This window comes from Mycobacterium paraseoulense (assembly GCF_010731655.1).
GTDB classification, from domain to species: Bacteria; Actinomycetota; Actinomycetes; order Mycobacteriales; family Mycobacteriaceae; genus Mycobacterium; species Mycobacterium paraseoulense.
This window is the reverse complement of the sequence record NZ_AP022619.1, coordinates 3827710-3840490: the sequence shown is the minus strand read 5'-3', so window position 1 is coordinate 3840490 and position 12781 is coordinate 3827710. Positions and strand designations below refer to the sequence as shown.

Sequence of the window (12781 nt, the reverse complement as noted above, 5' to 3'; positions counted from 1 at the left end):
TTCGTTGGTGGCGACCCGCCGCGCTAGGGAAGCCCGCCGTCGGCGCGCAGTATCGAACCGGTGGTGAAGCTGGATGCGTCGGATGCCAGAAACAGTGCGGCCCCGACGATTTCGGCCGGATCCCCGGCCCGCTGCAGCGCCAGGTGGCCGAACGGTTTGCCCCGGGCCGCCTCGAGGTTCCAGGCCTTGCTCACGTCGGTGAGGAACGGGCCGGCCATCAGCGTGTTGACCCGCACCGTAGGCCCGAACGCCTTCGCCAGGGCTTCGGTCATGGCGTTGAGCCCGGCCTTGGCTGCGGCGTACGGGACGATGTCGGGCGTTGGCCGCAGCGACCCGGCCGTGCTCACGTTGATCATCGACCCGCGGCCGGCCGCCACCATCCGCTCGCCCACCAAGGCCGACAACCGGAACGGGCCCTTGAGGTTGAGGTTGACCACCGCGTCGAACAGCTTCTCGGTGACGTCGGTCAGCTTGTCGTACAGCGGTGACATGCCGGCGTTGTTGATCAGCGTGTCGACCTTGCCGAACCGGTCATAGGTGGCTTCGACCAAGCCGTCGAGCTGATCCCAGCGCCCGACGTGCACCTGATATGGCATGGCTGAGCGCCCGGTTTCCGCCTCGATCTCCTTCGCCGTGGCCACGCAGTTGTCCATGTTACGGCTGGCGATCACGACGTCGGCGCCGCAACGCGCGGCGGCGAACGCCATCTCACGGCCCAGCCCCCGACTGCCGCCGGTGACCAGAACGACCCGGTCGGTCAGATCGAAAAGCCGGTCCGCATAACCCATTTCAGCGGCCCCCGGAGGGCAGCGAGCGCGCGAGCTCGGCCGCCGCCGCGATCAGCTGGGGGATCATCGTCGCGAAGGCGTCTTGGACCTTCGGGTCGACCTTGCCGGTGCGCACTCCCGCAGCGTAGGTCTTTTCCAGCACGATGCCGAGCTTCCAATTGGCCAGCACCAGGTAGTAGTCGATGTTCTCGGTGGAAAGCCCGCTGACCGTCTCGTAGTGCCGCAGCAATTCGCTTCGGGTGGGCATGCCGCCCATGTCCAGATAGAACCCGTCGGCCCGTGGCTCTTCACCGTCGTAGCCCAGCAGGCACCACGCCAAATCCAGCAGCGGGTCGCCGACCGTCGTCATCTCCCAGTCGACGATCGCGGCCAGCCGCGCCGGCGCGCCGTGGGCGAACATCACGTTGGCGAATTGGTAGTCGCCGTGCATGATGCCCGGCCGGTAGTGCGCGGGCCGGTTGTTTCGCAGCCAGTCCGCGGCCTCGTGCAGGCCGGGCAGCTCGCGCACCTGGTAGGCGTCGAGGAACGCCAGCCAGCGGTCGACCTGCCGCTCGTGGAATCCGTCCGGGCGGCCGAAACCGTCGAGGCCGTGGGCTCGCCAGTCCACCCGCCCCAGTTTGGCCGCGCCCTCGACGAGTTCGAAGGCCAGCCCCCGCCGGGCGTCGAGGTCGGTGTCGAACGGCGGTTGCCAACCGCCGTCCATCGGGCTCCACCCGTCGATGGCCGCCATGACGTAGAACGGCATACCCAGCACGGTGCCGGTGTCGTCGGCGGCGATCAGGGCCGCGTGGGGGACGTCGGTGCCGGACAGCGCTCGCACCAGCCGGATCTCGCGCAGCAAGCCGTCGATGCGCGCGGCGTCGGCCCGGACACCGGGCATTCGAAGCACCATCCGCTCGCCGCCGCGTTCGACCAGGTACAGCGTGTTCTGCGAACCGCCCTTCAGCTGCTCCAGCCGCGGTTGCTCGCCGTGTCCGGGTGCATCGTTCGCATCCAGCCAGCGAGCGAGAACGCCCGCGTCCAGTTGGGCCTGGCCTACCGTCGTCATCCGCACACCCCGCTCTCCCGACGGAGAATAGCATTCTCCGTCGGCCCGGCGGGCTTTCTCATCAGTCCGGCTTGTGGGCGGTCAGCAGAAACCCGGGGGCCATGAAGTGGCCTTCGCCGTCGCGCTCCACATGGGCCAGCGGGCCGTCGGCAGACGCGGGAGCGTTGCCAAAGACCTTCGCCGGGCGCACATCGTCGACCCGCCACAGCGTCGAAACGGCCTCGCGCAGCTCGGCTTCGGCGAAACCGCGCGGCGCGCCTCCCTGATCGGCGTCGCCCAGCGCTCCGGCGGCGAAGGCCAGAATGTAGAGCGCCGCCCCGGGGGCGGCCGCCCGGAAGATGGACTGCAGATAGTCCTGGCGCTTCTCCGGCGGCAGCGCATGGAACAGGCCGCTGTCCACAATGGTGGAAAAGCGCCCGTCGTAGCCACGGAAGTTGGTGACGTCGGCCTGCGCAAATGTCGCGGTGTCCAGTCCTTGGTCCGCGGCAGCGGCTGCCGCGGACTCGATCGCGGTCGCGCTGCTGTCCAGGCCCACGACCGTGTAGCCGCGCTCGGCGAGCGCCAGCGACAGGGCGGCGTGGCCGCAACCGGCGTCCAGCACCTCGCTGCGAATCCTGCCTTCGTCGATCAGTGCCGCCAGCTCGGGCTGCGGCCCGCCGATGCTCCACGGCGGCGGCGTCTCCTGCCGGTACGCGGCGTCCCAATCCATGCCCGGCTCGGTCATTCGTCCTCCTCGAGATCGGTCTTATCCTGCGCCCCATTTTGCGGGCGCCGGGATGCGTGCTTTGAATGAACACGTCGCGCCCACCACAGACAGGAACGAACACATGCAATTGCTTCTGGTCCGGCACGCGCTGCCGCTGCGCAGCGAACACGGGCAGGGCTCCGACCCGCACCTGTCGGACGAGGGACTGGCACAGATCGAGCGACTACCCAAGGCACTGGACCGATTTCCCATCTCCCGGGTGGTGAGCAGCCCTCAGCGGCGCGCCATCCAGACCGCCGAGCCGGTCGCGGCGGCGCGGGAGCTCACCGTCGAGATCGACCACCGATTCGCCGAATACGACCGCGACCTGCCGATCTACATTCCCGTCGAGCAGATCCGCGAGGAAAGGCCGGAAGAGTGGGCGCGCCTGGCCCAGGGGCACCTGCCCAGCGCGGTCGACGAGGACGCGTTTCTCGCCCGGGTTCGCGCGGCGGTAGACGACCTCGTCGCCGTCGCCGACCCGGAGGACACCGTCGCGGTGTTCAGCCACGGCGGGGTGATCAACGTCCTGCTGCACCAGATCTTGGGCACGTCCCGGTTGTTGTCCTTTCCGGTCGACTACGCCTCGATCACCCGGCTGCTGTTCTCGCGATCGGGTCAGGCGACGGTGGCGGGGGTCAACGGAGTCGAGCACGTCTGGGACCTGCTACCGCGAAATCAACGGTGGTGAGCCGGGTCGGGACCCGGCGATGGTAAACAAGTCCGGTGACTTCAGCTGACCAACTCGAGGGGCTCGACCTGGCCTCGCTGGACTCCTACCTGCGTTCGCTCGGCATCGGACGCGACGGCGAGTTGCGCGCGGAGTTCATTTCCGGTGGCCGCTCCAATCTGACGTTCCGCGTCTACGACGACGCCACCAGCTGGCTGGTGCGGCGCCCGCCGTTGCACGGGCTGACCCCGTCCGCGCACGACATGGCCCGTGAGTTCCGGGTCGTCGCCGCACTGCGGGACACCCCCGTCCCGGTGGCGCGCGCGATCGCGCTGTGCGAGGACGACTCGGTGCTGGGCGCGCCGTTCCAGATCGTCGAATTCGTTGCCGGCCAGGTGGTGCGCCGTCGCGCCCAGCTCGAAGCGTTCAGCCACACCGTCATCGAGGGCTGCGTCGACTCGCTGGTCCGCGTCCTCGTCGACCTGCACACCGTCGACCCCGAGGCCGTCGGGCTGGCCGATTTCGGCAAGCCCAGCGGTTACCTGGAGCGACAGGTGCGTCGGTGGGGTTCGCAGTGGGCATTGGTGCGGCTGCCCGACGACCGCCGCGACGCCGACGTCGAACGCCTGCATTCCGGTCTGCAAAAAGCCATTCCCCAGCAAAGCCGCACGTCGATCGTGCACGGCGACTACCGGATCGACAACACCATCCTGGACGCCGACGACCCCACCAAGGTGCGCGCCGTCGTCGACTGGGAGCTGTCCACCCTGGGCGACCCGCTGTCCGACGCGGCCCTGATGTGCGTGTACCGCGACCCCGCACTGGACTTGATCGTCAACGCACAGGCCGCCTGGACCTCACCGCTGCTGCCGACGGCCGACGAGCTGGCCGACCGGTATTCGCTGGCCGCCGGTTTGCCGTTGGCGCATTGGGAGTTCTACATGGCGCTTGCCTACTTCAAGCTCGCCATCATCGCCGCCGGCATCGACTTCCGCAGGCGGATGTCGGACCAGGCTCGCGGGATGGACTCCGACCACATGCCGGAGGTCGTGGCGCCGCTGATTTCCCGGGGACTGGGGGAGCTGGCCAAGCTGCCCGGCTAGCCCCTACCGCGCGCCGCGTGGTGTTTCTTGGCGGCCCGGCGCAGCTGCAGCATTCGCGCGGTACCGACGGCCACCGTGATCAGCCCGCCGACCACGGCCGCCAGCAGGATGGCCACCCCCAGGGGAAGGTTCCAGTGCCAGCCCAAGAACGTAAAGGGCGTCTCCGCCGTGTTCTGGGTGATGAAGATCAGCAAGAGGATCAGAATCAGGAAGCCGGCGATCAGCGCTGACCACAGCGCGCCCGCGCGGGTGAACCGGATAGCCGGTTCCTTGGGCGCCGCGCCGGTCTTGGCCGGGGGGTTGGGCGGCGGCTGGCTGGGCGAGGCAGGGGGGTGGCTGCTCATACTGTCATCTTTGTCCGATCCGGCACAGAATGAAACCAAACGGCGCAACCGGCCAGCTCGTCACGCCGCACGGGCGATTCGGGCGTTAGTGTCGGCGGTATGAGGATGCTGTCGCGCGCGCACCGCGCGATCATCCAAGCGGCGGTGTGGCTCACGGCCATCGGTCTTCTCGCGGCGTGCAGCAGTTCGGATCCCCTGAGCGCCGAGGTCCGCAGCCCCAAGTCCATCGTCGTGGGGTCCGGCGACTTCCCGGAATCACAGATCATCGCCGAGATATATGCACAAGCGTTGCAGGCCAACGGATTCAACGTCGGACGGCGGATGGGGATCGGTAGTCGAGAGACCTACATCCCCGCACTGAAAGACCATTCGATCGACCTGGTGCCGGAGTACATCGGCAACCTGCTGCTCTACTTTGCGCCCGAGTCCACGGCAACCATGCTCGACGCCGTCGAGTTGGAGCTCGACCGCAGACTCCCTGGGGACCTGACAATCCTGACGCCCTCGCCGGCCACCGATACCGACACCGTGACCGTGACCGGCGGGACGGCCGATTCCTGGAAGCTGAAGACGATCGCCGACCTGGCGTCGCATTCGGCGGACGTGCGGTTCGGGGCGCCTTCGGCGTTCGCGAACCGGCCGGCCGGCCTGCCCGGACTCCGGCAGAAGTACGGGCTCGACATCAGGCCGGGCAACTTCGTCGCGATCAACGATGGTGGGGGCGCGGTGACGGTGCGCGCGCTGGTGGAGAGAAGGGTCAACGCCGCCAACGTTTTCACCACGTCCCCGGCCATCCCGCAGGAGCACTTGGTGGTACTCGAAGACCCCGAACACAACTTCCTGGCCGGTAACATTGTGCCGCTGGTCAATTCGCAGAAGAAGTCGGACCGGCTCAAAGAGGTGCTCGACGCCGTGTCGGCGAGGCTGACCACCGCGGGGGTGGCTGAACTCAACGCCGCGGTGGCGGGGAACTCCGGCGTCGATCCCGATCAGGCCGCGCGGAAATGGCTGCGCGACAACGGTTTCAACCACCCAGTCGGCCAATGATCGTCTTCAACGAGGTGAGCAAGGCCTTCGCCGACGGAACCACCGCGGTCGACCGGTTGACCCTGGTGATCCCGAATGGGAAGTTGACCGTCTTCGTCGGCTCGTCGGGCAGCGGTAAGACCACGGCGCTGCGCATGGTCAATCGCATGATCGAACCCACGTCCGGCGCCATCACCGTCGACGGTGTGGATGTGTCCACCCTCGACCCGGTGCGCCTGCGCCTGGGCATCGGCTATGTCATCCAGCACGCCGGCCTGATGCCGCACCTGCGGGTGATCGACAACGTCGCAACGGTTCCGGTGCTGAAAGGGCAGTCCCGCCGGGCGGCCCGCGCCGCCGCCTATGAGGTGCTCGAACGCGTTGGGCTCGACACCAAGCTGGCCACCCGCTACCCCGCGCAGCTCTCCGGTGGCGAGCAACAACGCGTCGGCGTGGCGCGTGCACTGGCCGCCGACCCGCCCATCCTGTTGATGGACGAGCCGTTCTCGGCCGTCGACCCCGTGGTCCGTCTCGAGCTGCAGAACGAAATTCTGCGCCTGCAAAGCGAATTGCGGAAGACGATCGTCTTCGTCACGCACGACATCGACGAAGCGCTCAAGCTCGCCGACCAGGTCGCGGTCTTTCGGGCGGGCTCGTTGCAGCAGTACGACGAACCCGCGCGGCTGCTCTCGCGGCCCGCCAACGACTTCGTGGCCAGGTTCATCGGCCTGGGCCGCGGCTATCGGTGGTTACAACTCATCGACGCGACGGGCCTACCGCTGCACGACGTCGAGCGGATACCGGCGGACGACCTGCCCGCCACCCCACCCGACGGCTGGGCGGTGGTGGTCGACGGTGCGGGCGCGCCGCTTGGCTGGATTGACAGCGAAGGGCTGCGCCGGCATCGAGCCGGTGCGTCACTGTCCGACAGCATGAGTGGCATCGGCTCGTTGTTTCGGCCCCGCGGGAATCTCAGTCACGCGCTCGACGCGGCGCTGTCATCGCCGTCGGGCGTGGGCGTCGCGGTCGACGACGGGGGCAGGGTCATCGGCGGTGTGCTGGCCGGCGACGTGCTGGCCGCGGTGGAAACCCGGCGAAGGACCTGACGGGGAATTCGCATGCACTACCTGCTCACCCACCTCGACGACGCCTGGGCGCTGACCGTCATCCATCTGCGCCTGTCGTTGGTGCCGGTGCTGATCGGCCTGGCGGTCGCGGTCCCGCTGGGGGCGGCGGTGCGGCGCGCACCGGTGGCGCGCCGGCTGACGACGGCGGCCGCGAGCGTCGTGTTCACCATCCCGTCGCTGGCGCTGTTCGTGGTCTTGCCGACGATCATCGGGACCCGCATCCTCGACGAGGCCAATGTCATGATCGCGCTGACCGCCTACACCGCGGCGCTGCTGGTGCGGGCGGTGCTCGAAGCGCTGGACGCGGTGCCGGCCCAGGTGCGCGACGCCGCCACCGCGGTCGGCTACTCGCGGATCGCCCGCATGCTGAAAGTCGAACTGCCGCTGTCTATCCCGGTGCTGGTGGCCGGGTTGCGGGTGGTGGTGGTCACCAACATCGCGATGGTCTCGGTGGGTTCGGTGATCGGCATCGGCGGCCTGGGCGCCTGGTTCACCGAGGGCTACCAGACCAACAAGAGCGACCAGATCCTCGCGGGCATCATCGCGCTGTTCGTGCTGGCGGTCGTCATCGACGCGCTGATCGTGGTGGCCGGCCGGCTGGCCACGCCGTGGGAGCGCACGGGGCGCACCGCGCGCCGACGGTCGGTGGTGGCCCCCATCGTGGGCGGCGCGCGATGAACTTCGTGCAGCGGGCCGTCGCCTACCTGTTGACCCTCGACAACTGGACCGGCCCGGTCGGGCTGGCGGCGCGCGTCTTGGAGCATCTCGAGTACACGGCCGCCGCCGTGGGCGCCTCGGCCCTGATCGCCGTCCCGGCCGGGCTGATCATCGGGCACACCGGCCGCGGCACCCTGCTGGTGGTGGGCGCGGTCAACGGGTTGCGGGCGCTGCCGACGCTGGGCGTGCTGCTGCTCGGGACTCTGATGTTCGGGCTGGGCCTGGGGCCGCCGCTGGTCGCCCTGATGCTGCTGGGTGTCCCGGCGCTGCTGGCCGGCACGTATGCGGGCATCGCCAGTGTCGAGCCGGCCGTGGTCGACGCCGCCCGGGCGATGGGCATGACGGAGGCCCAGGTGGTGCGGGTGGAGGCGCGCAACGCGCTGCCGTTGATCCTGGGCGGGTTGCGCAGCGCGACGCTGCAGGTGGTCGCCACCGCGACGGTCGCGGCCTACGCCAGCCTCGGCGGCCTGGGCAGGTACCTGATCGACGGAATCAAGGAGCGCGAGTTTCACCTCGCCCTGGTCGGCGCCTTGATGGTGGCCGCGTTGGCGCTCGCGCTCGACGGGCTGCTGGCGTTGACGGTGTGGGCGTCGGTCCCGGGCACCGGCCGGCTGCGCAAGGCCGCCCGAGGGGTGAGGACCGGGCAGGTACGTCACGGTTGGCGGCCACGATTTACGGTAGATGAGTGAACGCAGATTCCTCTGATTCGACTCGGCGCGTGTGGCAGGCGATGCTCACCTGGCGTGCACAGGACGTATCGCGGATGGAATCGGTACGAATCCAGGTGTCCGGCAAGAGAATCAAGGCCAACGGCCGCATCGTGGCCGCAGCCACCGCAACCAACCCGGCATTCGGCGCGTACTACGACCTGCAGACCGACGAGACCGGCGCCACCAAGCGGCTCGGGATGACGGTCACGCTGGCCGAGCGGGAACGCGTGCTGTCGATCGCCCGTGACGAAGAGAACATGTGGCTGGTCACCGACCATCAGGGCGAGCGTCGCGCGGCCTACCAAGGTGCCCTCGACTGCGACGTGGTGTTCAGCCCGTTCTTCAACGCGCTACCCATCCGGCGGCTCGGCCTCCATGAACGGGCAGACCCGGTCACGTTGCCGGTGGTGTACGTCAACCTGCCCGAGATGTCGATCACTCCGGAAGTCGTCAGCTACACCAGCTCGGGCGGCGCCGACGGCATCAAACTGCGCTCCCCGGTCGCCGACACCACGGTGAGCGTCGACGAAGAGGGGTTCATCGTGGACTATCCAGGCTTGGCAGAGCGGATCTGATCACCCCGCCCGCCCGGCCGGCGGCGGCCAACTCCTCGCGCCAGTTCTCCGTGCCGATGACGACGTGGAAGATGTCGGAACGCGGGAAGCTGTCGTAGCGCGTCCGCGCCGCGTGCCCGGCCTCGACAAGCTCGGCCACCGAATTGTGCCCGGCCAGCGACTCGCGAGCCCGGCTCAGCAATTCGATGACCCGGTCGGCCGTCGGCACCAGCTGGTCGGAGTTGCCCTCACACATCGCGCGTACCAGGTCCGGGGCGGTCGCTGCCACCCGCGTCCCGTCCCGGAACGAGCCGGCGGCCAGCGCGAAGGCCAGAGGGACGTCTCCCGCGATGACCGCCAGCGCCTCGGCGAGCAGGTGCGGCAGGTGCGAGATGGCCGCCGCCGCGGCGTCGTGGTCGTCGGACTTGGCCGGCACCACCACCGCGCCGCAATCCAGCGCCAGCGTCATCACCATGGACCACACCGTCGGGTCGACGTGGTCGTCCACGCTGACCACCCACGGCGCCCTGGTGAACAGGTGGGGGTTACCGGCGGCCCAACCGGAATGCGCGGTGCCGGTCATCGGGTGGCCGCCGACGAAACGCTGCCGCAGACCGGCCGCTACGACCTCGTCGAGCACCGCCCGTTTGACGCTGGTGACGTCGGTCAACGGGCAGGCCGGGGCCAGTTCGCCGATGTGGGCGAGCATGCCGGCCATCGCCGGCATCGGTACCGCCAGCACGATCAGCGCGTCGGTCTGGGCGGCGCGGGTCAATGTCGCGGTGAGGTCGGTGGTGGCGTCGAAACCGTCGGCGGCGGCCCCGTGCGCGCCCTCCACCGACCGGTTGTAGCCGAACACTTCCCGGCCGGCCGCCGTGGCGGCCCGCATGATCGAGCCCCCGATCAGCCCCAGCCCGAGCACGCATACCGGTGGTTGAGAAAAAGGGCGAGCCACAAAAGCAAGGTTGGCATAACCCGGCGGCGATGCTGCGTCCAGATGCTGCCGTGTCCGGCTCCATCTGGTCACGGGGGCTGGTCTGCGACTACCGTAAGCGGCCATGGGAGCACAACGGGCCCCTGCCCAAGGCCTGTCCGCCGATACGCCGGATGGTTTCGGCGTAGCGGTTGTGCGCGAGGAGGGCCAGTGGCGGTGTGCCCCGATGGCCCGGAAATCGCTGACGAGCCTCAAGGCCGCCGAGACGGAACTGCGGGAGTTGCGCAGCGCCGGCGCCGTGTTCGGGCTGCTCGACGTGGACGACGAGTTCTTTGTGATTGTGCGCCCCGCGCCGTCGGGGACGCGGCTGCTGTTGTCGGACGCCACCGCCGCGTTGGACTACGACATCGCCGCCGAGGTCCTCGACAAGCTGGATGCCGACATCGACCCCGAGGACCTGGAGGATTCCGATCCCTTCGAGGAGGGCGACCTCGGGTTGCTGTCCGACATCGGGCTGCCCGAGGCGGTCCTGGGCGTCATCCTCGACGAGGCCGACCTGTACGCGGACGAGCAGCTCGGCCGTATCGCCCGGGAGATGGGCTTCGCCGACCAGCTGTCGGCCGTGATCGACCGCATCGGTCGGTGATCGCGAGGCCGGTGGTGGCGATCGCAAGCGCGGCGGAGCCGGGCGCAGCGGGTCGCCACGAATGACGCAGCCGGGCGAAGCGGGTCGCCACGAATGACGCAGCCGGGCGAAGCGGGTCGCCGCCAGCAGCCGCGGTCGGTGATCGCAAGCGACGACGACCTGATCCGCGCCGCGCTGGCGGTCGCCGCGACTGCGGGCCCCCGCGACGTGCCGATCGGTGCGGTGGTCGTTGGCGCCGACGGAACCGAGCTGGCCCGTGCGGTCAATGCCCGGGAAGCCCTGGGCGATCCCACCGCGCATGCCGAGATCCTCGCGCTGCGCGCGGCTGCCGGCGCGCTCGGCGACGGCTGGCGGCTGGAGGGGGCCACGCTGGCCGTTACCGTCGAACCATGCACCATGTGCGCCGGCGCGCTCGTCCTGGCGCGCATCGGCCGACTGGTGTTCGGCGCGTGGGAGCCCAAAACGGGCGCGGTCGGATCGCTGTGGGACGTGGTCCGCGATCGGCGGCTCAACCATCGGCCGCAAGTGCGCGGCGGCGTCCTCGCCAAAGAGTGCGCCGCACCGCTGGAGGCGTTCTTCGCCCGCCAGCGATTGGGGTAAGAGGCCGACGGTTCGGTAAGCTGCTCGGCGGTGGCGTGTCCGAGCGGCCTAAGGAGCACGCCTCGAAAGCGTGTGACGGCTAACACCGTCCGAGGGTTCAAATCCCTCCGCCACCGCCAAAACTGACTGCAACGCGGGATCATGCCTTAGCAAAGCAGTACATCCGGTATTCCATGGTGCCGCCACTTTGCAGACCCTGGTACGTATCCCATACGAATCGGTAGCCGCGGGTGACGGCGAAGCTGCGCGCGAAGGCGGGCACAAGTGCGTTGACCACCGTCACCCACCACTGTGAGTTCTTCTCCATCCCGCGCATGATTTCTGGATTGATCACCCGCTGCGAGAGAAGCCGCATCGGCGCTTCGGCTAATTGTGCCTCCCAGGCGCCAGTACCCTCGGTGAGGCGGAAATCGGCGTAGAGAAAATGACCGCCGGGGCGAAGCACACGTACCACCTCGGTGAGGAATCGGGGAAACTGAGAGTAAAGGTGTGACGATTCGATATTGATCACGGCGTCGAAGGATTGGTCGGGGAATGGCAAGTTCTCGGCGTCGCCTTGCAAAAATTCGAGGCCGGCCACATTGTGCCTTCGCCGGCAAAAGGCGACACCGGCCGAGTTCAAATCCAGTCCCGTGTATGACGCCGGGTGCAGGGTGCGGGTGAGGTAGGAGGCGCCGCCGCCGTGACCGCAACCGACCTCCAGCACGTCCTTACCGCGGAGGTCTACCTGAGCCGCCGTGCGGTGATAAAGCTGGATGAAATACCGGTTCGGCTCGTCGGAGGGCGAAAGCGCAACGCCCATCGGTGGATCTTCTTCGTAACCGTAATTGAGGAACTGAACATCTTCGGCGGACAACTTGCGCGTTAAGTAGCCGTAGAAAAACCGTTGATATAAGTACTCGTGAACATACTGCGCATACTTCGCGCTGACCTTGTCCAGAAGGCGGCGACGAAAGCCGCGCTGTTGACCCTGCAGCGCCATGGCCGGAGCATAGCAAGGCCAGTTTGATGCTGATCGGATTTGCCGCGATCGACTTAATCCGATTTTCCGTGACCGTCACCTGCAACGGAGGAGAATCTTGTGATTCTCGGCAGGCCCGGTCGAAGGCGGATAGCATTGCCTCACGGGCAACTGCAGGCGCGCAGCAAGAGGCCACATGACGAAGAAAGCCGCGATCGTCGCCATCTCCTCCTTTTGCAGTGTCCTCATGGCGGCTCCGGGCGTCGTTGCTGAATTCGTCGCGCGCGCAGACGATTCTGCTGCCGCGCTGTACAGCGGCGTCAACGGGTTTCGCCAGCCGTGCGGGCCGCTCACAGACGACCCGCATTTGAGGGTGGCGGCGCAGCGGCACGCCGACGATATGCTGCACACCGGTATAAGCGGGCACATCGGTTCCGACGGCTCGTCGCCGCGGACGCGCATCGCAGATGCCGGCTACACCAGGACCCCCGCCACGGGTGAGATTGTCTACTGGGGCACCGGGTCAGCGGCGAATCCCACCCAGGCCCTCGACTCGTGGATGCAAAGCCCCCCGCACCGGGCGATTATCGTGAATTGCGCTTTCACGGCGGGCGGCTTCGCCACCGCCTCGGACGGCAACAAAATGACCGTGGTGGGTGACTTCGCGGCTTCCTAAGTCTCTGCCGTGCAGGACATTTCATCGCTCGCCAGATCAGTCGAATAGCGTCGGTCCGTGGCTTCGTTGGATGGGTATCTCGTTGGTGCGGTCACGAGGTTTGGCGTTGTAGCGGGGCTCGTGATGACCGGT

General features: G+C 68.1%; 15 protein-coding genes, 1 tRNA gene and 1 pseudogene. 11 read left to right on the top strand and 6 right to left on the bottom strand.

Annotation, left to right across the window (positions count from 1 at the left end; genetic code table 11):
- Positions 1-23 precede the first annotated feature (23 nt).
- From G6N51_RS17850 to G6N51_RS17840, 3 genes are all read right to left on the bottom strand, one after another.
- On the bottom strand, positions 24-788 hold the full coding sequence (locus G6N51_RS17850; protein ID WP_083171768.1) for an SDR family NAD(P)-dependent oxidoreductase: 765 nt from the start codon (positions 786-788) through the stop codon (positions 24-26).
- Position 789: 1 nt separating this feature from the next.
- Positions 790-1836 (bottom strand): phosphotransferase family protein, encoded by a 1047-nt coding sequence (locus G6N51_RS17845; protein WP_083171849.1) that lies wholly within the window; start codon positions 1834-1836, stop codon positions 790-792.
- 61 nt (positions 1837-1897) lie between these two features.
- Positions 1898-2560, bottom strand: coding sequence for a class I SAM-dependent methyltransferase (locus tag G6N51_RS17840; RefSeq protein WP_083171767.1), 663 nt, complete (start codon positions 2558-2560; stop codon positions 1898-1900).
- A 103-nt stretch (positions 2561-2663) separates the two neighbouring features.
- On the opposite strand from G6N51_RS17840, the gene G6N51_RS17835 reads away from it, so the two are divergent.
- A complete protein-coding gene (locus tag G6N51_RS17835) occupies positions 2664-3272 on the top strand; it encodes a histidine phosphatase family protein (protein ID WP_083171848.1) in 609 nt (202 codons plus the stop codon).
- Between the two features lie 35 nt (positions 3273-3307).
- On the top strand, positions 3308-4354 hold the full coding sequence (locus tag G6N51_RS17830; RefSeq protein ID WP_083171766.1) for a phosphotransferase family protein: 1047 nt from the start codon (positions 3308-3310) through the stop codon (positions 4352-4354).
- Here the strand turns inward: G6N51_RS17830 and G6N51_RS17825 are convergent.
- On the bottom strand, positions 4351-4698 hold the full coding sequence (locus G6N51_RS17825) for a LapA family protein (protein ID WP_083171765.1): 348 nt from the start codon (positions 4696-4698) through the stop codon (positions 4351-4353). The genes G6N51_RS17830 and G6N51_RS17825 overlap by 4 nt on opposite strands.
- Before the next feature lie 99 nt (positions 4699-4797).
- Here G6N51_RS17825 and G6N51_RS17820 point away from each other — a divergent pair, with 99 nt between their 5' ends.
- The 5 genes and pseudogenes from G6N51_RS17820 (at position 4798) to G6N51_RS17800 (ending at position 8853) form a co-directional block, all read left to right on the top strand.
- A complete protein-coding gene (locus G6N51_RS17820) occupies positions 4798-5745 on the top strand; it encodes an ABC transporter substrate-binding protein (protein WP_083171764.1) in 948 nt (315 codons plus the stop codon).
- Positions 5742-6885 (top strand): annotated as a pseudogene (locus G6N51_RS17815) (ABC transporter ATP-binding protein). Before G6N51_RS17820 ends, G6N51_RS17815 begins: the two are co-directional and overlap by 4 nt.
- Positions 6843-7529: an ABC transporter permease gene (locus tag G6N51_RS17810; protein ID WP_083171762.1), complete on the top strand. Its 687-nt coding sequence runs from the start codon at positions 6843-6845 to the stop codon at positions 7527-7529. Before G6N51_RS17815 ends, G6N51_RS17810 begins: the two are co-directional and overlap by 43 nt.
- On the top strand, positions 7526-8257 hold the full coding sequence (locus G6N51_RS17805) for an ABC transporter permease (protein WP_232078424.1): 732 nt from the start codon (positions 7526-7528) through the stop codon (positions 8255-8257). Before G6N51_RS17810 ends, G6N51_RS17805 begins: the two co-directional genes overlap by 4 nt.
- Positions 8254-8853, top strand: coding sequence for a putative glycolipid-binding domain-containing protein (locus G6N51_RS17800; protein WP_142274942.1), 600 nt, complete (start codon positions 8254-8256; stop codon positions 8851-8853). The genes G6N51_RS17805 and G6N51_RS17800 overlap by 4 nt, the downstream gene beginning before the upstream one ends.
- Here G6N51_RS17800 and G6N51_RS17795 read toward each other — a convergent pair.
- Entirely contained in the window at positions 8816-9754 is a 939-nt protein-coding gene (locus G6N51_RS17795; protein ID WP_264054418.1) for a prephenate dehydrogenase, read from the bottom strand. The genes G6N51_RS17800 and G6N51_RS17795 overlap by 38 nt on opposite strands.
- A 136-nt stretch (positions 9755-9890) precedes the next feature.
- Between G6N51_RS17795 and G6N51_RS17790 the strand changes: the two genes are divergently transcribed.
- The 3 genes from G6N51_RS17790 to G6N51_RS17780 all read left to right on the top strand — a co-directional run bounded on the left by G6N51_RS17790 (position 9891) and on the right by G6N51_RS17780 (position 11131).
- A complete protein-coding gene (locus G6N51_RS17790; RefSeq protein WP_083171760.1) occupies positions 9891-10412 on the top strand; it encodes a tRNA adenosine deaminase-associated protein in 522 nt (173 codons plus the stop codon).
- Between the two features lie 141 nt (positions 10413-10553).
- The gene (locus G6N51_RS17785; RefSeq protein WP_083171846.1) at positions 10554-11012 is read left to right on the top strand and encodes a nucleoside deaminase; all 459 of its coding nucleotides are present in this window, start codon (positions 10554-10556) and stop codon (positions 11010-11012) included.
- A 29-nt stretch (positions 11013-11041) separates the two neighbouring features.
- Positions 11042-11131, top strand: a tRNA-Ser gene (locus G6N51_RS17780).
- A gap of 20 nt (positions 11132-11151) precedes the next feature.
- Here G6N51_RS17780 and mtf2 read toward each other — a convergent pair.
- Positions 11152-11952 carry a fatty-acid O-methyltransferase Mtf2 gene (gene mtf2 / locus G6N51_RS17775; protein WP_083171845.1) on the bottom strand — a complete coding sequence of 267 codons (801 nt, stop codon included), beginning with the start codon at positions 11950-11952 and terminating at the stop codon, positions 11152-11154.
- A 217-nt stretch (positions 11953-12169) separates the two neighbouring features.
- Between mtf2 and G6N51_RS17770 the strand changes: the two genes are divergently transcribed.
- Positions 12170-12649 carry a CAP domain-containing protein gene (locus G6N51_RS17770; protein WP_174814326.1) on the top strand — a complete coding sequence of 160 codons (480 nt, stop codon included), beginning with the start codon at positions 12170-12172 and terminating at the stop codon, positions 12647-12649.
- Positions 12650-12781 lie beyond the last annotated feature (132 nt).

Excerpts from the sequence above, each read along its gene's own strand:
- G6N51_RS17810 (WP_083171762.1), top strand. The coding sequence starts at position 6,843 with ATGCACTACCTGCTCACCCACCTCGACGACGCCTGGGCGCTGACCGTC.
- G6N51_RS17820 (WP_083171764.1), top strand. The coding sequence starts at position 4,798 with ATGAGGATGCTGTCGCGCGCGCACCGCGCGATCATCCAAGCGGCGGTG.
- G6N51_RS17790 (WP_083171760.1), top strand. The coding sequence starts at position 9,891 with ATGGGAGCACAACGGGCCCCTGCCCAAGGCCTGTCCGCCGATACGCCG.
- G6N51_RS17805 (WP_232078424.1), top strand. The coding sequence starts at position 7,526 with ATGAACTTCGTGCAGCGGGCCGTCGCCTACCTGTTGACCCTCGACAAC.
- G6N51_RS17845 (WP_083171849.1), bottom strand. The coding sequence starts at position 1,836 with ATGACGACGGTAGGCCAGGCCCAACTGGACGCGGGCGTTCTCGCTCGC.
- G6N51_RS17835 (WP_083171848.1), top strand. The coding sequence starts at position 2,664 with ATGCAATTGCTTCTGGTCCGGCACGCGCTGCCGCTGCGCAGCGAACAC.
- G6N51_RS17825 (WP_083171765.1), bottom strand. The coding sequence starts at position 4,698 with ATGAGCAGCCACCCCCCTGCCTCGCCCAGCCAGCCGCCGCCCAACCCC.
- G6N51_RS17770 (WP_174814326.1), top strand. The coding sequence starts at position 12,170 with ATGACGAAGAAAGCCGCGATCGTCGCCATCTCCTCCTTTTGCAGTGTC.
- G6N51_RS17840 (WP_083171767.1), bottom strand. The coding sequence starts at position 2,560 with ATGACCGAGCCGGGCATGGATTGGGACGCCGCGTACCGGCAGGAGACG.
- G6N51_RS17850 (WP_083171768.1), bottom strand. The coding sequence starts at position 788 with ATGGGTTATGCGGACCGGCTTTTCGATCTGACCGACCGGGTCGTTCTG.